The organism is Mycobacterium sp. 852014-50255_SCH5639931, from assembly GCF_001665605.1.
Lineage (GTDB): Bacteria > Actinomycetota > Actinomycetes > Mycobacteriales > Mycobacteriaceae > Mycobacterium > Mycobacterium paraffinicum.
This window is the reverse complement of record NZ_LZSV01000010.1, coordinates 62,562-85,460: the sequence shown is the minus strand read 5'-3', so window position 1 is coordinate 85,460 and position 22,899 is coordinate 62,562. Positions and strand designations below refer to the sequence as shown.

The 22,899-nt window shown below is 66.4% G+C and carries 25 protein-coding genes; 16 read left to right on the top strand and 9 right to left on the bottom strand.

Annotation, left to right across the window (positions count from 1 at the left end; all coding sequences use genetic code 11):
- Positions 1-6 precede the first annotated feature (6 nt).
- Positions 7-342 (bottom strand): Zn-ribbon domain-containing OB-fold protein, encoded by a 336-nt coding sequence (locus A5758_RS04940; protein ID WP_067737269.1) that lies wholly within the window; start codon positions 340-342, stop codon positions 7-9.
- A 59-nt stretch (positions 343-401) separates the two neighbouring features.
- On the opposite strand from A5758_RS04940, the gene A5758_RS04935 reads away from it, so the two are divergent.
- From A5758_RS04935 to A5758_RS04920, 5 genes are all read left to right on the top strand, one after another.
- A complete protein-coding gene (locus tag A5758_RS04935) occupies positions 402-1,595 on the top strand; it encodes a thiolase family protein (protein WP_067204509.1) in 1,194 nt (397 codons plus the stop codon).
- Positions 1,596-1,628: 33 nt separating this feature from the next.
- Complete coding sequence (locus A5758_RS04930) at positions 1,629-3,059, top strand: FadR/GntR family transcriptional regulator (protein ID WP_067737266.1); 1,431 nt, start codon at positions 1,629-1,631, stop codon at positions 3,057-3,059.
- A 97-nt stretch (positions 3,060-3,156) separates the two neighbouring features.
- Positions 3,157-4,146: a sensor histidine kinase gene (locus A5758_RS04925; RefSeq protein WP_067737263.1), complete on the top strand. Its 990-nt coding sequence runs from the start codon at positions 3,157-3,159 to the stop codon at positions 4,144-4,146.
- A 65-nt stretch (positions 4,147-4,211) separates the two neighbouring features.
- Complete coding sequence (locus tag A5758_RS25620) at positions 4,212-4,502, top strand: hypothetical protein (protein WP_156622502.1); 291 nt, start codon at positions 4,212-4,214, stop codon at positions 4,500-4,502.
- Between the two features lie 187 nt (positions 4,503-4,689).
- Positions 4,690-5,193: a homocitrate synthase gene (locus tag A5758_RS04920; protein WP_067737260.1), complete on the top strand. Its 504-nt coding sequence runs from the start codon at positions 4,690-4,692 to the stop codon at positions 5,191-5,193.
- A gap of 15 nt (positions 5,194-5,208) precedes the next feature.
- On the opposite strand, the gene A5758_RS04915 is transcribed toward A5758_RS04920, so the two are convergent.
- Positions 5,209-6,687: a cytochrome P450 gene (locus A5758_RS04915; RefSeq protein ID WP_067737257.1), complete on the bottom strand. Its 1,479-nt coding sequence runs from the start codon at positions 6,685-6,687 to the stop codon at positions 5,209-5,211.
- 114 nt (positions 6,688-6,801) lie between these two features.
- On the opposite strand from A5758_RS04915, the gene A5758_RS04910 reads away from it, so the two are divergent.
- A complete protein-coding gene (locus A5758_RS04910) occupies positions 6,802-7,437 on the top strand; it encodes a TetR/AcrR family transcriptional regulator (protein WP_067737255.1) in 636 nt (211 codons plus the stop codon).
- A gap of 27 nt (positions 7,438-7,464) precedes the next feature.
- On the top strand, positions 7,465-8,388 hold the full coding sequence (locus A5758_RS04905; protein ID WP_067737251.1) for an SDR family oxidoreductase: 924 nt from the start codon (positions 7,465-7,467) through the stop codon (positions 8,386-8,388).
- On the opposite strand, the gene A5758_RS04900 is transcribed toward A5758_RS04905, so the two are convergent.
- Positions 8,323-9,357 (bottom strand): DNA polymerase IV, encoded by a 1,035-nt coding sequence (locus A5758_RS04900; RefSeq protein ID WP_067737248.1) that lies wholly within the window; start codon positions 9,355-9,357, stop codon positions 8,323-8,325. The two genes, A5758_RS04905 and A5758_RS04900, sit on opposite strands and share 66 nt — an antisense overlap.
- Positions 9,357-9,965 carry a TetR/AcrR family transcriptional regulator gene (locus A5758_RS04895; protein WP_067210894.1) on the bottom strand — a complete coding sequence of 203 codons (609 nt, stop codon included), beginning with the start codon at positions 9,963-9,965 and terminating at the stop codon, positions 9,357-9,359. Before A5758_RS04895 ends, A5758_RS04900 begins: the two co-directional genes overlap by 1 nt.
- A 95-nt stretch (positions 9,966-10,060) precedes the next feature.
- On the opposite strand from A5758_RS04895, the gene A5758_RS04890 reads away from it, so the two are divergent.
- The 7 genes from A5758_RS04890 (at position 10,061) to A5758_RS04860 (ending at position 17,095) form a co-directional block, all read left to right on the top strand.
- The gene (locus tag A5758_RS04890) at positions 10,061-10,615 is read left to right on the top strand and encodes an NAD(P)H-dependent oxidoreductase (protein ID WP_067737245.1); all 555 of its coding nucleotides are present in this window, start codon (positions 10,061-10,063) and stop codon (positions 10,613-10,615) included.
- A gap of 517 nt (positions 10,616-11,132) precedes the next feature.
- Entirely contained in the window at positions 11,133-11,372 is a 240-nt protein-coding gene (nrdH, locus tag A5758_RS04885; RefSeq protein ID WP_067737242.1) for a glutaredoxin-like protein NrdH, read from the top strand.
- A 35-nt stretch (positions 11,373-11,407) separates the two neighbouring features.
- Positions 11,408-11,935 carry a class Ib ribonucleoside-diphosphate reductase assembly flavoprotein NrdI gene (nrdI, locus tag A5758_RS04880; protein WP_231987225.1) on the top strand — a complete coding sequence of 176 codons (528 nt, stop codon included), beginning with the start codon at positions 11,408-11,410 and terminating at the stop codon, positions 11,933-11,935.
- The gene (gene nrdE / locus A5758_RS04875) at positions 11,905-14,070 is read left to right on the top strand and encodes a class 1b ribonucleoside-diphosphate reductase subunit alpha (protein WP_067737239.1); all 2,166 of its coding nucleotides are present in this window, start codon (positions 11,905-11,907) and stop codon (positions 14,068-14,070) included. The genes nrdI and nrdE overlap by 31 nt, the downstream gene beginning before the upstream one ends.
- 78 nt (positions 14,071-14,148) lie before the next feature.
- Positions 14,149-14,883, top strand: a complete 735-nt coding sequence (locus A5758_RS04870; RefSeq protein WP_156622501.1) for a TetR/AcrR family transcriptional regulator — start codon at positions 14,149-14,151, stop codon at positions 14,881-14,883.
- A gap of 105 nt (positions 14,884-14,988) precedes the next feature.
- The gene (locus A5758_RS04865) at positions 14,989-16,533 is read left to right on the top strand and encodes an NAD(P)/FAD-dependent oxidoreductase (protein WP_067737234.1); all 1,545 of its coding nucleotides are present in this window, start codon (positions 14,989-14,991) and stop codon (positions 16,531-16,533) included.
- A 103-nt stretch (positions 16,534-16,636) separates the two neighbouring features.
- The gene (locus tag A5758_RS04860) at positions 16,637-17,095 is read left to right on the top strand and encodes a universal stress protein (RefSeq protein ID WP_067737231.1); all 459 of its coding nucleotides are present in this window, start codon (positions 16,637-16,639) and stop codon (positions 17,093-17,095) included.
- Between the two features lie 25 nt (positions 17,096-17,120).
- Here the strand turns inward: A5758_RS04860 and A5758_RS04855 are convergent, their stop codons facing one another.
- Together A5758_RS04855 and A5758_RS04850 are read right to left on the bottom strand one after the other, a co-directional pair.
- Positions 17,121-17,684 carry a TetR/AcrR family transcriptional regulator gene (locus A5758_RS04855; protein WP_067737228.1) on the bottom strand — a complete coding sequence of 188 codons (564 nt, stop codon included), beginning with the start codon at positions 17,682-17,684 and terminating at the stop codon, positions 17,121-17,123.
- On the bottom strand, positions 17,668-18,114 hold the full coding sequence (locus A5758_RS04850; protein WP_067737226.1) for an SRPBCC family protein: 447 nt from the start codon (positions 18,112-18,114) through the stop codon (positions 17,668-17,670). The genes A5758_RS04855 and A5758_RS04850 overlap by 17 nt, the downstream gene beginning before the upstream one ends.
- Before the next feature lie 184 nt (positions 18,115-18,298).
- On the opposite strand from A5758_RS04850, the gene nrdF reads away from it, so the two are divergent.
- Positions 18,299-19,273 carry a class 1b ribonucleoside-diphosphate reductase subunit beta gene (gene nrdF / locus A5758_RS04845; protein ID WP_170826133.1) on the top strand — a complete coding sequence of 325 codons (975 nt, stop codon included), beginning with the start codon at positions 18,299-18,301 and terminating at the stop codon, positions 19,271-19,273.
- 70 nt (positions 19,274-19,343) lie between these two features.
- On the opposite strand, the gene A5758_RS04840 is transcribed toward nrdF, so the two are convergent.
- Positions 19,344-19,913, bottom strand: coding sequence for a restriction endonuclease (locus A5758_RS04840; protein ID WP_067210867.1), 570 nt, complete (start codon positions 19,911-19,913; stop codon positions 19,344-19,346).
- 156 nt (positions 19,914-20,069) lie between these two features.
- Here A5758_RS04840 and A5758_RS04835 point away from each other — a divergent pair, with 156 nt between their 5' ends.
- Entirely contained in the window at positions 20,070-20,507 is a 438-nt protein-coding gene (locus tag A5758_RS04835; RefSeq protein WP_067210862.1) for a DUF3349 domain-containing protein, read from the top strand.
- On the opposite strand, the gene A5758_RS04830 is transcribed toward A5758_RS04835, so the two are convergent.
- Both A5758_RS04830 and A5758_RS04825 read right to left on the bottom strand, forming a co-directional pair.
- Positions 20,502-21,542: an NAD(P)-dependent alcohol dehydrogenase gene (locus tag A5758_RS04830; RefSeq protein ID WP_067737223.1), complete on the bottom strand. Its 1,041-nt coding sequence runs from the start codon at positions 21,540-21,542 to the stop codon at positions 20,502-20,504. The genes A5758_RS04835 and A5758_RS04830 overlap by 6 nt on opposite strands.
- Positions 21,543-21,658: 116 nt before the next feature.
- Positions 21,659-22,735: an iron-siderophore ABC transporter substrate-binding protein gene (locus tag A5758_RS04825; RefSeq protein WP_156622509.1), complete on the bottom strand. Its 1,077-nt coding sequence runs from the start codon at positions 22,733-22,735 to the stop codon at positions 21,659-21,661.
- Positions 22,736-22,899 lie beyond the last annotated feature (164 nt).

Here is a 22,899-nt window from a genome sequence, read left to right as displayed (position 1 = left end):
CACGCGTCAGACGGGTGCGAACAACGGCGCCCCGCCGCTGCCCTTTTCCGGCCGAAGGTCGACGGTCATGCCGCACCTGACCGAATCGGGTTCGCAGTCAACAATGTCGGCGGCCACCCGGAGACCCTGTTGCTCGGCGAGTTCGACGATGGCGATCACGTACGGGACGGGAATCTCCGGGTTATACGGGTGATGGTTGACCGTATAGGTGAACACCGTGCCGCGGCCGGAAACCGGCCGCGCTACCAGCGGGCCACCGCACGTGCGGCATTCGCCGGCCGCGGGATGCACCCAACGCGCGCAATGGTCGCAATATTCGATGAGCAGCGGCTCGTCCGGCACGACGAATACAGTACACTCAATTGATCCGATGCGGGGCTGTGGGCTGACGGGCGGTGTGCATGACGCATTTCGAGAAGGACGCGATCCTGTCCGGCATCGGCATCTCGCGGATCGGTCGCCGCAGCGGCATCCCGGGTCTGGACCTGACCATGGAATCGGTGCGGGCCGCCATCGAGGACGCCGGGTTGGTCCCGTCCGACGTCGACGGCATCGCGACGCTGGGTGACACCCCCGCCGCGGACGTCAACGCCCAGCTGCGGATCGAGGCGGCGGATTGCGGAGCCGGCTTCGGCACCGGCGGCTTGCTCAGCCCGGTGATGTCGGCGTGCCGCGCAGTCGCCGAGCGTCGCGCCCGCCACGTGGTGGTGTACCGGACCATCCAAATGCTCGGGGGCACCGTCCCCGTCAAGCCGCAGGAGAATGCGCCCGCGCCCGCGCTGGCGCGGATGTTCGAGGCGCCGGAGGGTGCAGAACGGCCCGCCGTCGGCGCGATGGACGACGTCAACGATCTGGTCGCGGCCAACGCCTACTCTGCCGCGAACTGGCTGGCGCTCAACTGCCGGCGCCACATGGAGCTGTACGGGACCACCAAACAGCAGCTGGGCTGGGTGGCGCTCAACGGCAGGCGCAACGCCGCGCTGAATGTGCGCGCCGTGTACCGCGACCCGATGACCATGGCCGACTACCTCAGCGCACGGCCGGTATCCACGCCGTTCGGGCTGCTGGACTGCGACGTGCCGATCGACGGCTCGATCGCGGTGGTGGTCTCGCATGCCGAGTACGCGCGTGACTGCCCGCACCGCGCGGTGGCGGTGGAGGCGATCGGCGGGTCCGACGGCGCCGGCGGCTGGTTCCACCGCGACGACTACCCGAAGATGGCGATGTCGGATGCGGCGGCGCAGATGTGGTCGCGGACCGACCTGAAACCGTCCGACCTCAAGGTCGCCGAGCTTTACGACGGGTTCACCTATCTCACCTTGGCCTGGCTGGAAGCCCTGGGAATCTGCGGCGACGGCGAGGCCGGGCCCTACGTCGAAGGCGGCGCCCGAATCGCCCGCGACGGCGAACTTCCGCTGAATACCTACGGCGGCCAACTCTCGGCCGGGCGCATGCACGGCTACTGGGCGTTGCACGAGGGCTGCCTGCAGTTGCGCGGCGAGGCGGGGGAGCGGCAGGTGTCGCAGCGCCCGGACGTCGGCGTCGTTTCCGTCGGGGGCGGCCCCGTCGCCGGCTGCATGTTGCTCACATGCTGAAAAGGCTTGCGCCAAAACGCCGTTGGGCCTGACATGAGCACTGGTCTCGGGAACAAACTGGCTTCCAAGATCGCGCGGGACCTCGAGGCCGAGATCGTCCGCCGCGGCTGGGCCACCGGCGAATCGCTGGGCTCCGAACACGCTCTGCAGGAGCGCTTCGGGGTGAGTCGTTCGGTGCTGCGCGAGGCCGTCCGGCTCGTCGAGCACCATCAGGTGGCCCGGATGCGCCGCGGGCCGGGCGGCGGGCTGATCATCTGCGAGCCCGATGCCGGCCCCGCCACCCGCGCCGTCGTCATCTATCTCGAATACCTCGGCACGACGCTCGGCGACCTGCTCAATGCGCGGCTGGTGCTCGAGCCGTTGGCGGCCTCGCTGGCCGCCGAACGAATCGACGAAGCGGGCATCGCTCGGCTGCGGGCCGTGCTGCGGGGCGAGGAACAGTGGAAGCCCGGCCTGCCGACACCGCGGGACGAGTTCCACATCGCCCTGGCGGAGCAATCGAAAAACCCTGTTCTGCAACTGTTTATCGACGTGCTGATGCGGCTCACCACCCGCTACGCCCTGCAGTCGCGGACGGACACGGCCAGCGAGGCCATCGAGGCGGTCGACCGGATGCACGTCGACCACTCCGAGATCGTCGCGGCCGTCACGTCCGGCGACTCGGCGCGGGCCAAGACGCTCAGCGAACGACACGTCGAGGCCGTGACCGCCTGGCTGCAGCACCATCACCCCGGCAACGCGAGTAGACGACGCAGGCCGCGGCCGCTCAACATCGAGGTACCCCGCGGCAAGCTGGCGGAGATGCTGGCGGCCACGATCGGCGACGACATCGCCGCCGGCGGTTGGAAGGTCGGTTCGGTCTTCGGCACCGAGACGGCCCTCATCGAGCGCTATCGGGTGAGCCGCGCGGTGTTTCGCGAAGCGGTGCGACTGCTCGAATACCACTCGATCGCGTACATGCGCCGCGGGCCCGGCGGCGGGCTCGTCATCGCCACACCCCAGGCGCAGGCAAGCATTGACACCATCGCCCTGTACCTCCAGTACCGCGACCCGAGCCGCGAGGACTTACGTTGCGTCCGGGATGCCATCGAGATCGACAACGTCGCCAAGGCCGTCAAGCGGCGCGGCGAATCCGAGGTGGCCGCCTTCCTGTCCGCCCATCGGTCGGAGGTCGACGAAACGCCCGGCGACGTCGCCGACGCCGCCGTGGAGGAGTTCCGGTTCCACGTCGGATTGGCCCAGCTGGCGGGCAACTCGCTCCTGGACCTGTTCCTGCGCATCATCGTCGAGTTGTTCCGGCGGCACTGGTCGAGCACCGGGCAGGCGCCGCCGACCTGGGCGGACGTCCTGGCCGTCCACCACGCTCACCTGCGGATCGTGGACGCCATCGAGGCGGGTGACGAGAGCCTGGCCCGCTATCGCGTGCGGCGCCATCTGGACGCCGCCGCGTCCTGGTGGCTGTAGTTCTCAGATGTGATCTGCAGCGCGGTATAGCGAAGGCCCGTCGGGGGTACTGGGGAGGGAGGAAGTGAACGGCCGGTCCAGCAGGGGGTTGGCATTTGTGATCGAGAGCGAGAGTGCTGGAGTGACGGCGGGCACCCAAATTGGAAAGCTCGGCTTCCTCCATTCGGCACTCATCTACCAATCCCAGCAGGAGTACCTGGACTTCGTGACCCGCTTCGTCAGCGACGGGCTGGCGATGGATGAGGCCGTAATGGTCGCCGTGCCGTCGGAAGAATTGGCGCTACTCCACGACGCGCTGGGCACGGGCGAGTCGTCGGCCGATCTGCAGATGGTCGACATCACCGAGGTCGCCCGCAACCCGAGCCGGCTGATGGCAATGGAGGGGGCTTTCGTCGACGACCACCCCGACCAGCGGGTGCGGATCGTCACTCAAGTCGCCTGGCCCGGCCGCACCGCGGAAGAACTGGTCGCCTGCGTGGAGCACGAGGCGCTGGTCAACGGAGCAATGGACGGCTACCAGGTGACCGGTTTGTGCCTCTACGACGGGAGCCGCCTCGACGACGACGTGCTGGCGGACGCCCGAGCGACGCACCCGTTGCTTTGGAACGGCGACGCGCTGCAACGCAGCGCCGACTACGCGCCCGACGCCGCCTTGCAGCGCTGCAACCGGCCGCTGCCCGGCAATCCGGGGGCCGTCACCTACCTGGTCAAAAAGTCGTCGGACCTCAGCCCAGCGCGTTCGTTCGCCACGAATTACGCCGGGTGGATCGGGTTGTCCCAGGACGGTATCGAGGACCTGCAATTGGTGGCGACCGAGCTGGCGAGCAACAGCCTGATGTACACCGACGGCGCGTGCCAGCTCGCCTTCTGGCGGGACGACGGCTATTTGGTGTGCGAGGCTCGCGATACCGGCTGCTTCGACGATCCGCTGGTGGGCCGGATGGACCCGGGGCCGTGCGGCCCCGCCAGCCGCGGGCTGTACCTGGTCAACGCCATCTCGGACCTGGTGCGCACCCACACGACCGCCAGCGGCACGACGATTCAGGCGTATCTACGGCTCGATCCGTCGGTCGGGCCGACGGGGTGAACGCAAGCAACCCCAGGGAACCGTCCCCCACGCTGCGGTTCCTAGGGTTGCCCGCAATAAGCTAGATGCAGATCCCGGCCACGCAGGTCCCGGAACTGCTTCCGCCGACGAGTCCGCCGCTTCCGGCCGCGGATGAAGCACATCCAGTTGGTAGCACCAATACCGCGATCAGCCCCGCGCCCGCAGCGGCAACTTTCAGGGATTTCATGGTGCGTTCCTTCATGATGAGCCTTCTTTCATCAATTCTTTCCGAGGGGAGTAATTGCACATCCGTTCAACGAACGGATGCCCCGAACCAATACCCGCTGTTCGACATGAGTAAACCAAAATTTGTGAGTAATTTCGAGACCGGCTGACGCGTTATACCGGCGGAGGGGAACTTGCACGTCAGGGCCGTATGCGGCTAATGTCGTCGCTCGTGCGTCTTCTCGATCGTGTCGTAGTAGCTAGCACCCGCAGCGGGGTCTGACCTAGACCGACCCCCGCTGTGGGTCGGAAGCTACTGCCGTCGGTCACTCCTTTCGACCGAAGAAGACCGGCGCGATGACTCTTTCCGAGCGGCTCAACCCGTCCAGTAACCAAGCCAGCCAGTGCGCCGCCACGGTGTGGTTCAACCAGCAGTTCGGTGCGCCGCTACCCCGCGGTCTGCGGGAACAGGCCGACGCGATGTCCTGGGAGCGTTTCGTCGCGACCTACGGTCACACGGCCGGCCCGATCCGCCTCGGCAACTGGGCGTGCAGCGATACCCACCGACGGCGGGGGCCGCAGCCCCGCCACTTCCGGGCCACGATCGCCGTCGGCGACCACATCAGAACCTCAACCGCCGCAGCCGGCGGCCCGATCGCGGCGCTCAGCGCGATGCTGCACGAGCGCGCAATCCCGGTGGAAATCCTCAAATTTCACCAGCTGCGATCAGGCGGGTACACCGCGACCTTCGTCTGCGGCAGCAACGGCGCCCGCGACGAGTGGGCGATGGGCTGGTCGGACGATTCGACGCAGTCGGCACTGCGCGCGGTGATCGCCTGCGCCAACCGGTTGATCGCCTGACGCGTTCGGCCTCGCCTACAGCGGGCGCAGCACGATCGGCATGCCGTCCATCGGTATCGGCATACCGCCGTAGTCCAAGTGCGGCTGATAGCCCGGCCGGGCCAGCTCCAGCCGGTAGCGTCGCAGCAGCCGGTGCACGACGGTCTTGACCTCCAGCTGACCGAACACCATGCCGATGCACTTGTGCGCGCCGCCGCCGAACGGCGCGAAGGCGTAGCGGTGCTTCTTGTGCTCGGAGCGGGGCTCGGCGAAGCGCTCGGGATCGAATTTGTCTGGGTCGGTCCACAATTCGGGCAGCCGGTGGTTCATGCCGGGCCAGATGGTGATGTTGGTCCCGGCTGGGATGTAGTGGCCGAGCAGCTCGGTGTCGCGCACGGCCTGCCGCATGTTGAACGGCAGCGGCGTCACCATGCGCAGCGACTCGTTCATGATCAGTTCGAGCGTCTCCAGCTTCTCCAGCGCCTCGATGTCCAGCGGGCCGTCGCCGAGCCGCGCCGACTCCTCACGGGCCCGCTCCTGCCACTCCGGGTTCGCGGCCATGTTGTACACCATGGTGGTGGTCGTCGACGTCGACGTGTCGTGGGCGGCCATCATCAAGAAGATCATGTGGTTGACGATGTCTTCGTCGGTGAAGCTGTTGCCGTCGTCGTCCTCGGTGTGGCACAACACCGTGAGCATGTCATTGCCGGTGGCGTTGCGGCGCTCCTTCACCCGCTCGATGAAGTAGTCCTCGAGGAGCTTGCGGGCCCGCAGCCCGCGCCACCACTTGAACGGCGGAACGGGCTGCCGGATGATCGCGCCGCCCGCCCGCGTCGTGATCGTGAACGCCTGATTGACCTTGGTCACCAGGTCGTGGTCCGTGCCCGGCTCGTGCCCCATGAACACCAAGGACGCGACATCGAGGGTGAGTTCCTTCATCGCCGGGTGGAACAGGAACCGCGCGTCGTTGGTCGGCCAGTTGGCGACGATGTCGCTGGCCACCCGGTCGATGTGCTCGACGTAGCCGGTCAGTCGGGTGCGGGTGAAGGCCTCCTGCATGATGCGCCGGTGGTACATGTGCTCGTCGAAATCCAGCATCATCAGGCCGCGGTTGAAAAACGGCCCTATCACCGGGTGCCAGCCCTTCTGCGAGAAGTCCTTGTTCTTGTTCGAGAACACGGCCTGGGTGGCGTCGGGGCCCAGCGCGGTCACCGCCGGCATGATGGGCGAGTCGAGGAAGTGCAGGGGGCCGCGGGTGCGATACAGATGCAATGCGTAGTCGGGTCCGCCCCGGAACATCTCGATGATGTGCCCGAGGATTGGAAGGCCGGCGTCACCCAGCACGGGCTTGAGGCCGCTGCCGGCGGGCGGTTCGGCCAGCACCTTGGTTTCCCAGTCGCGGCTGAGCAGACGCTTTTCGACCGCACCCATCCCCGGGATGGTGTTCAGCGTCGGGGTGAACCGGCGCCGCGCCTGGTCCAGCAGGTACTGCGGGGTGCTGATCGTGGCGGTCATAGACGCTCCTTTGCGTTCCCTCCGAGGTGACAGCCGTCACTGTCTTATAACCTTCGGAAAAAACTTGACGGCTGTCAAGTTTGCTTTTTGACCGGCGTGGTGCAAGGTCAGGGAATGAGCAGCCACGCCGCCACTCCGGAGCCGGGCGGGCAACGGCGCGGCGACAAGCAGCGCCAGGCGATCCTGCAGGCGGTCCGGGAACTGCTGCAGGAGAAGCCATTCGCGGAGCTGTCGGTCAGCACCATCAGCCTCCGGGCCGGGGTGGCCCGGTCGGGCTTCTACTTCTACTTCGACTCCAAGTACGCCGTACTCGCCCAGCTGATGGCCGAGGCCGCCGAGGAACTCGAAGAGCTAACCCAGGATTTCGCCCCTCGTCAGCCGGGCGAGTCGCCGGAGCAGTTCGCCGAGCGCATGGTCGGCAGCGCGGCGGCCGTCTATGCGCACAACGACCCGGTGATGACCGCCTGCAACGAGGCCCGCAACACCGACGTCGAGATCCGCAACCTCATGGATCAACAATTCGAGGTGGTGCTCGGTCAGATCGTCGCCATCGTCGAGGCCGAGATGAAGGCCGGGACCGCCAGCCCGATCAGCGACGACCTGCCGACACTGATCCGCACCCTGGCCGGTACCACCGCGTTGATGTTGACCGGCGACCCCATCCTGGCCGGCCGTGACAGCGATCGCGACCGCCGCGTGCGCGTGCTCGAGCGGTTGTGGCTCCACGCGCTGTGGGGCGGGCGCCCGTAGGGCGTTACCGCCGGTATCGTCACGGCAATGGGGCAGCAGGGGTATTACGCAGGCAAGCGGTGTCTGGTCACCGGCGCGGCCAGCGGCATCGGGCGGGCCACCGCGTTGCGGCTGGCCGCACAGGGCGCCGAACTCTATCTGACCGACCGTGACCGGGAGGGCCTCGAGCTCACCGTGGCCGACGCCCGCGCGCTGGGCGCCCAGGTGCCCGCACATCGCGCCCTCGACATCGCCGACTACGACCAGGTGGCGGCGTTCGCCGCCGACGTCCACCGCGACCATCCGAGCATGGACGTCGTGCTCAACATCGCGGGAGTGTCCGCCTGGGGCACCGTCGACCGGCTGACGCACGATCAGTGGAGCAAGATGATCGCGATCAACCTGATGGGTCCGATCCACGTCATCGAATCGTTCGTGCCGCCGATGGTGGCCGCCCGCAACGGCGGGCACCTGGTCAACGTGTCGTCGGCGGCCGGGTTGGTCGCGCTTCCGTGGCATGCCGCCTACAGCGCCAGCAAGTACGGCCTGCGCGGCCTGTCGGAGGTGCTGCGCTTCGACCTGGCCCGCCACCGCATCGGGGTGTCGGTCGTGGTGCCGGGAGCGGTGAACACCCCACTGGTCCAAACCGTCGAGATCGCCGGGGTGGACCGCGAAGACCCCAAGGTCGCGCGCTGGGTGAACCGGTTCAGCGGCCACGCCGTCTCGCCGGAGAAGGCGGCCGAGAAGATCTTGGCCGGGGTGGCCAAGAACCGCTACCTGATCTACACCTCACCGGACATCCGGGCGCTGTACGCCTTCAAGCGGCTGGCCTGGTGGCCCTACAGCGTGGCGATGCGGCAGGTCAACGTCATCTTCACCCGCGCGCTGCGGCCGGCCCCGGCGCCGCTAGTCCGGCATGGCCAGTTCGAGGCGCACCCCGAGCAGCCGGACCGGGCGGTCGAGCTCGAATAGGTCCAGCAGGCGCAGCGCCGCAGCGACGATGGTGTCGCGATCGGTGGTGGGCGCCGCCAGCTTGCGGATTTTGGTGCGGGTGTAGAACGTCGCGGTTCGTACGGTAACCGCCACCCGCGTCACGATCCGGCCTGACAAGAGCACGTCCGCCAACGCCTGTTCGGCCAGTTGTGTTATGGCCAAATCCATTTCGGTGCGATCGGTGAGGTCGCGCGGGAAGGTGACGACGTGGCTGCGGGAGCGCGGAATCCACGGCTCGGCGCTGACGCTGGTATCACCGCCGCCCTTGGCCAGTAGCAGCAGCCACAGGCCGGTGCGCGGGCCGAACACGGAAGTGAGCAGCTCGGCATCACTGTGCGCGAGCTGCCACACCGTCGTGATTCCCAGTGTGGCAAGCTTTTTCGTCGTCTTGGGGCCAACGCCCCACAGTGCGTCGACCGGGCGATCCGCCATCAGGGTCATCCAGTTCGCATCGGTGAGCGTGAAGATGCCCGCCGGTTTGGCGAACCCGGTCGCGATCTTGGCGCGCTGCTTGTTGTCGCTGATTCCGACCGAACAGGACAGCCCGGTTTCCGACGAGATGATCGAGCGAATCTCTTCGGCCACGGCGGCCGGATCGGCCGCCGCCACCCCGACATACGCCTCGTCCCAGCCCCACACTTCGACCGGATGCCCCAAATCTCGCAATAGCCCCATCACCTGCTCGGACGCCGCGGCGTAAGCGGCCGCATCCGAGGGCAGAAACGTCGCATCGGGGCAGCGGCGCGCGGCGGCCCGCAACGGCATCCCGGCGTGCACGCCGAACTCGCGGGCCTGGTAGGAGGCGCAGATGACGACCTTGCGGGGCTCGGACGGGTCGCCGTTGCCGCCGACGATGACCGGCAGCCCGGCCAGTTCGGGGTGGCGGCGCAACTCCACCGACGCCAGAAACTGATCGAGGTCGACGTGCAGCACCCAGGCCGGGCTCATCAGCGGCCGCAGAGCTTGCGCGCCAAGCTTTCCCAGGCATTGCCGAGGGTCTGGAGAGTATGGCCGCGATCGTTGAGCTGATGCTCGACGTAGTTCACATTGAGCAGAGCGAGCAGCGCATCGGTCTGGACGTCGAGATCGCCGGTGGTATGGGCCGCCTGGAGTAACACCCGGATGTGGGTGTGGTGCACCAAGACCGGCGCGCTGTTGCGAGTCTGGGGATCGCGGTGGGCTTCCGAGAGCAGTTCGTGATGGGCATGGACGAAGCAGATTCGCTCCCGGCCGAACGCCACCAGCCGGTCGATCGGTGGAGCGTCGGGCCCCAACGGGGGCGGCCCGAATAGAAAAGCCTGCTGGCTGGCTCGCTCGTCCTCGTCGAGCAGCACCATCATCAAGCCGGCGCGGCTGCCGAATCGGCGGAACACCGTGCCTTTGCCGACGCCGGCGGCGGCGGCAACGTCGTCCATGGTGACCGCGTCGGCGCCGCGCTCGGCGATCAGGTTTCGGGCAGCCTGGAGCAAGAGCGCCCGGTTGCGCGCCGCGTCGCCCCGCTCCTGGTGCACCACCTGCGGGGCAGACAACGGCAACGAGTCCAGCCGCTCGATCATGACTGCACTTTAGCGCCGGCCGTCGGAATAAATCGGACCTTAGTCCGGTTAGGGGGTGCGAGGATGGAAACCGACAACCGAAGGGAACTGCAACAGTGGCAACCAAAATCTTGGCGTTGGTGGGGAGCCTTCGGGCGGCCTCGGTGAACCGACAGATCGCCCAGCTGGCAGCCGACGTCGCGCCGGGCGACGTCACCATCACGATCTTCGAAGGGCTCGGGGAGCTGCCGTTCTACAACGAGGAGATCGACGAAGCGATGACTGCCGACGCCCCGCCGCTGGGGCCGGTGACGGCCCTGCGCACCGCGGCGGCCGAGGCCGACGCCGCGCTGGTGGTCACTCCGGAATACAACGGCAGCATCCCGGCCGTCATCAAGAACGCGATCGACTGGCTGTCCCGCCCGTTCGGCGACGGCGCGCTGAAGGGCAAGCCGCTGGCGGTCATCGGGGGCTCTTTCGGCCAATACGGCGGGGTCTGGGCGCACGACGAAACCCGCAAGTCGTTCGGGATTGCCGGCGCCCGCGTGGTCGAGTCGATCAAGCTCTCGGTGCCGTTCAAAACCCTGGAAGGCAAGGCGCCCGCGGAGCACGCCGAGCTCTCGGGGAATGTACGCGATGTCGTCGGGAAACTGATCGCCGAAGTCGACTGATTGGCGGAAGTCAACAAGCCGGCCGCCGGACGACCAGCGAGGTTGCTGTAACCGGATAGCAGAAGCCGCCAGCCCCAGCTGGCGGCTTTGCTGGCGGCGGGGCGGGTTGGGGGACCGGGCCAGCGCCGACGGGGAGTTGTCGGTGGTCGGTGATATACCCGTTCGTATGGATGACTTAGGCGAGGAATGTGACCTGCGACACGCCGGGCGTGTGTCGTTCAGAGTGCTTACGACCAGCGAATTTCAGAAATGTTATTCCGAACATCTTGTATCTCGATATCTTGTCAGCCACTAGGTGTAGTGTTTCGAGCACCGGCAGATCCCAGGTTCACCAGCCCGACCGGGGCCTGGTTCACCACCCGAAATCGGCTCGATAGGTCATTCGACCCCGACGGCCGCAGGACGGGAATCGGGGGACTTGACGGGCCGCTGTAACACAGCGAGGACAGAGTTCGTTGCAGTACCCGAGTAGTTGCCAGTCCGTACAAGTCCCACCTTCCGCAAAGGAGCGGCTTCTATGACCATCACCGTGTACACCAAGCCGGCATGTGTGCAGTGCAGCGCCACGTTCAAGGCTCTGGACAAGCAGGGCATCGGCTACGAGAAGGTCGACATCACGCTGGACAACGAGGCGCGCGACTACGTGATGGCGCTGGGTTACCTGCAGGCCCCCGTCGTGGTGGCGGGAAGCGACCACTGGTCGGGGTTCCGGCCGGACCGCATCAAGGCCATCGCGGAATCGGCGCTCAGCGCCTGAGCAGTTAGCGGCGGACGTTAGGTAAGGAGGTTGCGGTGCAGTCGCGCAACCCAAGCTGGATGAGTGGCGACCCGCTTCGCCCGGTCCCCCGCGAGCGGGAGGTGCCCCCACCGCCGCGCTTGCGATCGCCACTGGTCTATTTCTCCTCCGTGTCGGAGAACACCCACCGCTTCGTGGAGAAGCTGGGGGTTCCCGCCACGCGGATACCGCTGCATGGCCGCATCGAGGTCGACGAGCCGTACGTGCTGATACTGCCCACGTACGGCGGTGGCCGGGCCACCCCGGACCTGAATGCCGGCGGCTATGTCCCCAAGCAAGTCATCGCATTCCTGAACAACGAGCACAACCGGTCGTTGATCCGCGGCGTCATCGCCGCGGGCAACAACAACTTCGGCGCCGAATTCGCCTATGCGGGCAACGTGATCTCACGCAAATGCGGCGTTCCGTACCTTTACCGCTTCGAATTGATGGGAACCCCGGACGACGTGGAAGCCGTCCGTGCGGGTCTGGAAGAATTCTGGAAGGAACAGACGTGCCACCAACCGTCACTGCAGAGCCTGTAACGTCCGGCGCGCACACGTTGCCCGGGGAGACGGACTACCACGCGCTCAACGCGATGCTGAACCTGTACGACGCCGACGGCAGGATTCAATTCGACAAGGACGTGCTGGCGGCCCGCGAGTACTTCCTGCAGCACGTCAACCAGAACACGGTCTTCTTCCACAATCAGGACGAGAAGATCGACTACCTGATCCGTGAAAACTATTACGAGCGTGAGGTTCTCGACCAGTATTCGCGCAACTTCGTCAAGGAGCTGCTGGATCGCGCGTACGCCAAGAAGTTCCGGTTCCCGACGTTCCTCGGCGCGTTCAAGTACTACACCTCCTACACGCTGAAGACGTTCGACGGTAAGCGCTACCTGGAACGCTTCGAGGACCGCGTGGTCATGGTGGCGCTCACCCTGGCCGCCGGCGACACCGGACTGGCCGAGAAGCTGGTCGACGAGATCATCGACGGCCGCTTCCAGCCGGCCACCCCGACGTTCTTGAACTCGGGCAAGAAGCAGCGCGGGGAGCCGGTGAGCTGCTTCCTGTTGCGCATCGAGGACAACATGGAGTCGATCGGGCGATCGATCAACTCCGCCCTGCAGCTTTCCAAGCGCGGCGGGGGAGTCGCGTTGCTGCTGACCAACATTCGTGAGCACGGCGCGCCGATCAAGAACATCGAGAACCAGTCTTCGGGCGTCATCCCGATCATGAAGCTGCTCGAGGATTCGTTCTCCTACGCCAACCAGCTCGGGGCGCGCCAGGGGGCCGGCGCGGTGTACCTGCACGCGCATCACCCCGACATCTACCGCTTCCTGGACACCAAGCGCGAGAACGCCGACGAGAAGATCCGGATCAAGACGCTGAGCCTGGGCGTGGTGATTCCCGACATCACCTTCGAGCTGGCCAAGAAGAACGAGGACATGTACCTCTTCTCGCCGTACGACGTCGAGCGGGTCTACGGGGTGCCGTTCGCCGACATCTCGGTGACCGAGAAGTACTACGAGATGGTCGACGACGCGCGCATCCGCAAGACGAAGATCAAAGCGCGGGAGTTCTTCCAGACGCTGGCTGAGCTGCAGTTCGAGTCGGGCTACCCCTACATCATGTTCGAGGACACGGTGAACCGGGCCAATCCGATCGAGGGCAAGATCACGCACTCGAACCTGTGCTCGGAGATCCTGCAAGTGTCCACACCGTCGGAGTTCAACGACGACCTGTCGTATTCCAAAGTGGGCAAGGACATTTCGTGCAACCTCGGGTCGCTGAACATCGCCAAGGCGATGGACTCGCCCGACTTCGCGCAGACCATCGAGGTGGCGATCCGCGCGCTGACCGCGGTGAGTGATCAGACGTCGATCACGTCGGTGCCCTCGATCGAGCAGGGCAACAACGAATCCCACGCGATCGGGCTGGGTCAGATGAACCTGCACGGCTACCTCGCCCGGGAGCGCATCTTCTACGGGTCCGAGGAAGGCATCGACTTCACCAACATCTACTTCTATACGGTGCTCTACCACGCGCTGCGGGCGTCGAACCGCATTGCCATCGAACGGGGCAGGGCGTTCGGCGGTTTCGAGCGGTCGAAGTACAAGTCGGGGGAGTTCTTCGACAAGTACACCGAGCAGGTGTGGGAGCCGCAGACCGAGAAGGTGCGTCAGCTCTTCGCCGACGCGGACATCCGGATCCCGACTCAGGACGACTGGAAGCGGCTGAAGGAGTCGGTGCAGGAGTACGGCATCTACAACCAGAACCTGCAGGCTGTCCCGCCGACCGGCTCGATCTCCTACATCAACCACTCCACCAGCTCGATCCACCCGATCGCCAGCAAGGTGGAGATCCGCAAGGAAGGCAAGATCGGCCGCGTCTACTACCCGGCGCCCTACATGACCAACGACAACCTGGAGTACTTCCAGGACGCCTACGAGATCGGGTACGAGAAGGTCATCGACACCTACGCCACGGCCACCCAGCACGTGGACCAGGGGCTATCGCTGACGCTGTTCTTCAAGGACACCGCGACCACCCGCGACGTGAACAAGGCGCAGATCTATGCCTGGCGCAAGGGCATTAAGACGCTGTACTACATCCGGCTGCGGCAGATGGCTTTGGAGGGCACCGAGGTCGAGGGCTGCGTGTCCTGCATGCTCTGATCGCCGCGTCCGGTGCCTGGCGCGCAGTCTGCCCAGGTCAGCGGCTCAGGGCGGTCCCAGAGGGGTATGGTGCTTGACGTGGTGAGAATTCCGCGACCACCCCACCCCAGCGTCAAGCCGCCGGGGGCCAAGGTCGACGCGCGCAGCGAGCGGTGGCGCGAACATCGCAAGAAGGTGCGCGGCGAGATCGTGGATGCGGCGTTTCGCGCCATCGACCGGCTAGGGCCCGAGCTGAGCGTGCGGGAGATCGCCGAGGAGGCCGGCACCGCCAAGCCGAAGATCTACCGGCATTTCCACGACAAGTCCGATCTATTCCAGGCCATCGGGGAACGCCTGCGCGACATGCTCTGGACGGCGATCTTCCCGTCCGTCGACCTGAAGACCGACTCGGCGCGCGAGGTGATCCGTCGCGCCGTCGACGAGTACGTCGGCCTCGTCGATCAGCACCCCAACGTGCTGCGGGTGTTCATCCAGGGCCGCTCCTCGGCCAGCCCCCAGATCCTCAACGAGGGCCGCGGCATCACGTTGGCGATGGCCGACCTCTTCGACGACGAGCTGCGCGAGATGGAGCTCGACCACGCGGCGTTCGAGCTGGCCGCGCACGCGGCCTTCGGCTCGGCCGCATCGGCCACCGAGTGGTGGCTGGGCCCGGACCCGCAAAGCGCTCGCCGCATGCCGCGCGACCAGTTCGTCGCCCACCTGACGACCATCATGGTGGGGGTCATCGTCGGCACCGCCGAGGTGCTCGGCATCGCGATGGACCCCGACCAGCCGGTTCACAGCGTGGTTCCCAGCAACCCCGCGGCGAGCTGAGGACCTTTGGCACGTTGACATCGTTCCGGCGATCGTCAACACTCGTGCCATTCGATACCCTGGGTACTGGGTATTCGGGGAGCTAACAGGAAGATTCGATCCACCGTGACCGACGTAGTGACACACGCCGAACCGACATCCGCACACCAGCCCGTGCATGCGCGCGCCATCATCATCGGGACCGGGTTCTCCGGCCTGGGCATGGCGATCAAGCTGCAGCAGCAAGGCGTGGACTTCGTGATCCTGGAGAAGTTCACCGACGTCGGCGGCACCTGGCGCGACAACAGTTACCCAGGCTGCGCCTGCGACATCCCGTCGCACCTGTATTCGTTCTCCTTCGAGCCCAAGCCCGACTGGAAGAACCCGTTCTCTTATCAGCCCGAGATCTGGGACTACCTCAAGGGCGTCACCGAGAAATACGGCCTGCGCCGCTACATCGAGTTCAACTCGCACGTCGATCGGGCCCACTGGGACGACGACGAGCAACGCTGGCATGTGTTCACCGAAGACGGCCGCGAATTCGTCGGGCAGTTCCTGATCTCCGGTGCGGGGGCGCTGCACATCCCGTCCCTGCCCGACATCGAGGGGCGCGACGAATTCCGCGGTCCCGCTTTCCATTCCGCGGAATGGGACCACAGTGTCGATTTGACCGGCAAGCGGGTGGCGATGATCGGGACCGGCGCCAGCGCGATCCAGATCGTGCCGGAGATCGTCGGGCAGGTCGCCGAACTTCAGCTCTACCAACGCACTCCGCCGTGGGTGGTGCCGCGCTCCAACCCCGAGATTCCCGCGGCGCTGCGCCGGGCCATGGCGAACGTCCCCGGCCTGCGGGCGCTGGTGCGTGTGGCGATCTATTGGGGTCAAGAGGCGCTGGCCGTCGGGATGACCAAGCGCCCCAACGCGCTGAAGTTCATCGAAGCCTACGTGAAATACAACATCCGCCGGTCGGTCAAGGATCGCGAACTGCGTCGCAAGCTGACCCCGCACTATCGCATCGGCTGCAAGCGAATTCTGAACTCCTCCACCTATTACGGGGCGGTCGCGGACCCGAAGACCGAGCTGATCACCGATCACATCGCGCGGATCACGCCCACCGGGATCGTCACCGCCGACGGCAAAGAGCGCGAGGTCGACGTGATCGTGTACGGCACCGGATTTCACGTCACCGACTCCTACACCTACGTCCAGATCAAGGGCCACAACGGTGAGGACCTGGTGGACCGCTGGAACCGGGAGGGCATCGCCGCCCACCGCGGCATCACCGTCGCCGACATGCCCAACCTGTTCTTCCTGCTGGGACCGAACACCGGCCTGGGGCACAACTCGGTGGTGTTCATGATCGAGTCCCAGATTCGCTACGTGGCCAGCGCGATCAAGACCTGCGACAAGCTGGGCGTGCAGGCGCTGGCACCGACGCGCGCCGCGCAGGACGCCTTCAACGACGAGTTGCAGCGCAGGCTGGGGCCGTCGGTGTGGAACAGCGGTGGTTGCGCCAGCTGGTATCTCGACGAGCACGGCAAGAACACGGTGCTGTGGGGCGGTTACACCTGGGAGTACTGGCGGGACACCCGCTCGGTCAAGCCGGAGGAGTACGAGTTCTTCGGCAACGGGTCAGGCGCCAAGCGCTTGGCGGCGGCCGCGCAGGGCTGAGCTGACGGGCAGGCATGGCCCGAGGCGGGCTCTCGGCGCTATCCACGAATTCCTCTCTGAACGGGTTGTTGAGCCGCCGTCTGGTTTTACACTGGGAGGGGAAATGACTGCCTACCAGACCGTTGTGGTCGGCACCGATGGCTCGGATTCGTCGCTGCGTGCGGTGGACCGCGCAGCCGCGATCGCTGCGCATCACGGCGCGAAATTGATCGTTGCGACCGCGCACCTTCCCGTTCCCGTGGAAAAGGGCCGCTACGCGATCCCACCGGGAAGCGACCACGGTCAGGACTACCGCACGGTGGGCGAGGCCCCTTTCTTCGCGATCCTGCAGAACGCCAGGGAGCGGGCGCACCGAGCCGGGGCCACGAACGTCGAGGAAAAGCCGATCGTCGGCGCTCCCATCAATGCGCTGGTGCAGCTCGCCGAGGAGATCGAGGCCGACCTGCTCGTCGTCGGCAACGTCGGGCTCGGCAGCGTTGCCGGGCGGCTGCTGGGATCGGTCCCATCCGAGGTCTCCCGCAGGGCCAGAACCGACGTGCTGATCGTCTACACCACCGACTGAGGCATCGATCGTTTGGCGCCCGCCGTCACGCGCCAACCGTTGGGCCGTGTCCGCGTAGCAGCTTCGCGAAAGCGGCCGCGGCCGCGTCGACGCCGGCCTCGTCGTTTGTGGCGACCAGGTCCAGCAGCAGGCCACGGGTGACGGCCAGCCCCAGCCTCGCCATCGCGCCGTCATAAGGGGCGCCGGCGGCGGCGTTCTCGACCTCACGCAGCCAGCCATCGACCGCCCCGGGAACCATTCGCGTGAAAGGCTTTTCGCCCTGGGCCGCGCGCGAGTAGCACTCGAAGAAGAGCCGCTCCAGCCGGCGCAGGTCCGGGCGGCGAAGGTCGGCCCACATGGCGGCGAAGCCCTCGGCCGGATCGGTGGGCAAGTCGGGGACCATGGCCATCTGGCGGCGCTCGGCCTCCTCCACGACCGCGATCAGCAGATCTTCTCGAGAACCGAAGTGGTGCAATAACATTCGATGACTGGTGCCGACCGCGGCCGCGACATCGCGGAGCGAGCGGTTGCCGATGCCGTTCGCGGCGAACTCGTCGAACAGGGCATGCAGTAGTTCGCCGCGCCGCAGCGAGTCAGGTGTGCGAGCCATTGGCGCGGCTGAGTTGCTCAGACCGGGCCTTGAGTCCTTGCGCCTCGAGTTCCAGGAATCGCTTGGTCTTGTTGAGCATCAGTCGCCCGACCAGCGCTCCGAGCAGACCGCGCTGATCCAATTGCTGGCGCACCAGGGTCCGGCCGCCGGGTTGCGGGAGCACGTCGTGCCGGGCGCTCACCCGCACGCCGAGGGAGCGTTGCACCCAGGTCCATGACGCTCCCGGATCGATCTCGGTGACCTTCCAGACCAGCTTCGACATGCCGGGCTGCTTGATGGTGAACCGCTTGCCGACCCCGAGCGCGGGGCCGTCCCGTCCGACGAGCGACGTCACCGAGGCGGTCCACTCGGGCCAGCGCTCCACGTCGCTGAAGACATCCCACACCAGCTGCGGCGACGCATCGATCTCGACACTGTCTTCGGTAATCATGTACCAAATGGTACATCCTGCGTGCGGTCCTGGGTGGATACTGGGAGGGGAGTCCAAATGAATGCGGGGTGTGTCCGCGACACGCAAACACAAGTACTTGTGTTCCGCTCCGTTGTCGTACCCCAGGGGTAGTGTTTGGAGCCTGACGTCCCTCAGGCAAAACGGCGGGTGAAGTGGGGTTCTGGTGACCGAAAACATGAAGCTGATTGACCGCGTTTCGGCGATCAACTGGAACCGGCTGCAGGACGAGAAGGACGCCGAGGTCTGGGACCGGCTGACCGGGAACTTCTGGCTGCCCGAGAAGGTGCCGGTGTCCAACGACCTCCCGTCGTGGGCAACGCTGACGCCCGGCGAGAAGCAGCTGACGATGCGGGTGTTCACCGGGCTGACGCTGCTGGACACCATCCAGGGCACGGTCGGCGCGGTCAGCCTCATCCCGGATGCGCTGACGCCGCACGAGGAAGCCGTCTACACCAACATCGCGTTCATGGAGTCGGTGCACGCGCGCAGCTACAGCAACATCTTCTCCACGCTGTGCTCGACCGCCGAGATCGACGACGCCTTCCGCTGGTCGGAGGAGAACCCCAACCTGCAGCGAAAAGCTGAGATCGTCATGCAGTACTACAAGGGCGACGAGCCGCTCAAGCGCAAGGTGGCCTCCACGCTGCTGGAGAGCTTCCTGTTCTACTCCGGCTTCTACCTGCCGATGTACTGGTCGAGCCGGGCCAAGCTGACCAACACCGCCGACATGATCCGGCTGATCATCCGCGACGAGGCTGTGCACGGCTACTACATCGGCTACAAGTACCAGCGTGGGCTGGCGCTGGTCGACGAGGCCAAACGCGCCGAGCTCAAGGACTACACCTACGAGCTGCTCTTCGAGCTCTACGACAACGAGGTGGAGTACACCCAGGACCTCTACGACGAGGTCGGGCTGACCGAGGACGTCAAGAAGTTCCTGCGCTACAACGCCAACAAGGCGCTGATGAACCTCGGCTACGAGGCGCTGTTCCCGCGGGACGAGACCGACGTGAACCCGGCGATCCTGTCGGCGCTCTCACCCAACGCCGACGAGAACCACGACTTCTTCTCCGGTTCGGGTTCGTCCTACGTGATCGGCAAGGCCGTCGTCACCGAGGACGAGGACTGGGACTTCTAAAACCGCAGGTTGTTGAGAATCGGGCCGGCCGCACACGTCGGGGGGGAGGGACTGGGGCCGGCCCGATCTTCTATTCAGACACCGGCTGGGCCGATTTTCTTCCCGCAGGATTTTTGGCGCTCGATGCCGGCGCCGGCACCCAGGCCTGCAATACTTTGCGGCCGATCAACTGGCAGCCGTGGGTATGCGCCAATTGCTTTGCGGCCCTGGTGAATTCCTGATTGCTCACCACGATGCTCCTGGCGCACCCATGGTGGCGGGCGCCGGAGACCACCTGCTGGACGGCGGCGACGCCCACCGATTTGCCGTAGCGCTTGCACTGGACCGCCACGGAGTGGCCGTCCTTTTCCGCGATCAGGTCGACTCCGTAGTCGCCGACTGGCGGCGTGAACGCGACCCGCCAGCCCGCGCGGCGCAGGCGGGCGGCCACGTAGCCCTCGAACTCCACCCCGTCCATCGCGTCAACGGCCGCGAATACGGCCCGTCCCCCGCGCGGCCATTGACGGTTGGTTGACCACCCGACCAGCACCTCGAGCAGCAGCATCAGGTAAAACGCCACGAAACCCATCCCGGGGCTGTGGTCGACGACGCCGACGACCACGCCGCAGGCCAACGGGAGCACGACGAGCGCCTTGAGCACGCCTCGATCGTAGGGATGGGCAACGACAAGACGGGCCATTTAACCTCGGGCGCCGCGCCCGACCCGGACATGTTCGGGCAATGAACGGCTTGTGAATTGTGGAGACGGAGCGACGGCTCGCTAGCGCCGGCGATGCGACTGCCTGACACTGTTCAGGTGACGAAAACCGCATCCTCCGAGAAGGATCACCGCCACCATTTCTGCCGTTCAGTGATCCAGTGGCTGCAGGTCGGCTACCCGAACGGCGTCCCCGGCCCGGACCGCGTGCCGCTGATGGCATTGCTGCGCAGCACACCGCTGACCGAAGACCAGATCCGCGAGGTGGTGCGCCACATCACCGCGCAGGAAGGGTCTCCGGAGACCATCGATCACCCGATCGATCGCGACGAAATCGCCGAATTCATCTCCGACATGACGCAATTCGACGCCGGCAAGGAAAACATCATCCGGGTGGCCGCCACGTTGGCCGCGGCCGGATGGCCGCTGGCCGGCATCGACGTCAGCGAGGTCGTTCCCGACGACGAGCACGCGGAGGCGGCCGAAGTCATCGCCCGCGACTGCGCGCCCGATGAACCGTCCGAGGTCGCCTCATAGCTTCGAGATGTCGATGACGAAGCGGTAGCGAACGTCGCTCGCCAGGACGCGCTCGTAGGCCTCGTTGATGTAATCCGGCTCGATCAGCTCGATTTCGGGCGTCACGTCGTGTTCGGCGCAGAAGTCCAGCATTTCCTGGGTTTCGGCGATTCCGCCGATGTTCGACCCGGAGAGGCTGCGCCGCGCCAGCGCCAGCGGGAACGCCCCCACCTCCATGGGGTGCTCGGGAATGCCCAATTCGACGAGGGTGCCGTCGACGTCGAGCAGGCTCAGGTAGTCGTTGAGTTTCAGGTTCGCCGAGACGGTGTTCAGGATCAGGTCGAAGCTGTTCCGCAACTTCTTGAAGGTGTCGGGGTCGGCGGTGGCGTAGTAGTGCTTGGCGCCCAGCCGCAGGCCGTCCTCCATCTTCTTCAGCGACTGCGACAGCACGGTCACCTCGGCGCCCATCGCCGCGCCGAGCTTGACGCCCATGTGCCCCAGGCCACCGAGGCCGATGATCGCCAGCCGCGTGCCCTCGCCGGCCTTCCAGTGCCGCAGCGGTGAGAACAGCGTGACGCCCGCGCACAGCAGCGGCGCCGCCTTGTCCAGCGGCAGCGAGTCGGGGATGCGGACCACAAAGTTCTCGTCGACGACGACGCCCTGGCTGTAGCCGCCCTGCGTCGGCGTGCCGTCTTTGTCGATGGAGTTGTAGGTGAAGGTCGCGCCCGGCTTGCAGTACTGCTCGAGCCCGGCCTTGCAGCTGCTGCACTGGCCGCAGGAGTTCACCATGCAGCCCACGCCGACGTGGTCGCCGACCTTGTACTTGGTGACCTCGGAGCCGACCGCGGAGACGACGCCGGCGATCTCATGGCCGGGCACGACGGGGTAGTTCGGCGTGCCCCACTCGGCCTTGACGGTGTGGATATCGGAGTGGCAGATCCCGGCGAACTTGATGTCGATCGCTACGTCGTGTGGGCCGGGATCACGCCGCTCGATGGTGGTCTTGGTCAACGGTTCGGTCGCCGAGGTCGCGGCGTATGCCGAAACAGTGCTCATGGATATCCCTCTTCGATGTGGTTGCGTCTGCAAAAAGTTTAGCTAAGGTAATGGTCCCGGGCCACCGGGGGCCGCTCGTTATCACCTTAGGGCCGGGGTACCCGCGCGCCCGCGCGCTAGTTGATGGGGGCGTTGACCAGGCGAAGGTCGTCGACGATGCCGCGGGCCGCGACCAGGCCCTCGCCGGTCTGCCACAGCTCGTCGTTGACGACGTAGACGCGGTTGTCGTGGTTGGCGGACAGCTTGCGCCACGGGTTGCTGTCCAGCACGGTGGCGGCGCGCTGGGCGGCCGCCGGTGACGCACACGACACATAGACGACGTCGGCATCGGCGGCGGAGAGGTCCGGGTTCTTGGCCAGGTCGTCGTCGGCGGCGCGGATCTCGATGTACGGCTTGTCGGTGAACCGCTGGGCTGCCGGCCGGTCCACCCCGACGGCGCCCAGCACGCTGGCCGGGAAGTTGTTGGTGCCGTAGATCCGGATCGTGTCGGTGGTCAGCTGCACGATGGACGCTTGGAAGTGGGACGCGTCATGCCTGGCGCCGACGTCGCTGGCCCGCTGCGAAAAGCCGTTGAGCAGCGCGTCCATCGCGGCACCGCGCGCCGTCGCGGCGCCCACGCCGCGCAGGTTCTCTTCCCAGGCGGAGCCGGGGGCCGCGGTGAACACCGTCGGGGCGATCGCGGCCAGTTGCGGATACAGCCTGGGCGTCAACTCCTGCGAGCCCAGGATGAGGTCGGGGTGGGTGGCCGCGATGCCGGCCAGGTCCGGGTTGCTGCGGGTACCGACACCGGGCACGCCGCGCACAGCGCTGCCCAGGTAGGCGGGCTGGCTCGAGGACCCGTCCGGCAGCGCGGCGGCGACCACCCGCGATTGCAGGCCGAGCGCGCACAGGGCGTCGAGCTGGTCTCCGGAGAGCACCACGATGCGCTGAGGCTCGGCGGGCACCTGCACCACGTCCGGATTGACGCCGGCCGCGTTGTGGGCCTGCCGGGTCTTCGGCCCCGGATCGGCCGCGGCGGCATCCCGTGCGCACGACTCGTCGGGGCGGCGGTCGTTTCCGAGCACGCCCGCCCCGGCGATCTGGGTGGTGGGGGTGACCAGCGTCGGAGTCGGCGCGTTGGTCCCGGGCTTGCCGGATCCGCAGCCGCTGCATGCGACGGCGACCGCCGCCGCCAGCGCGGCGGCCGCGCGCAGGGACGCGGGTCGGGTCACGCCGAAAAGCACGCGTCAGACGCTAACACCCGCCCGCGCGCAGCCCGGCACTCCGAACCGACACGCCGCGCCGCCGAGCCGTTTACGACAGTTTGTAGGACCAGCCCTGACGTCGGCATGATCGACGGTTAAGATTCGTGTCAGCT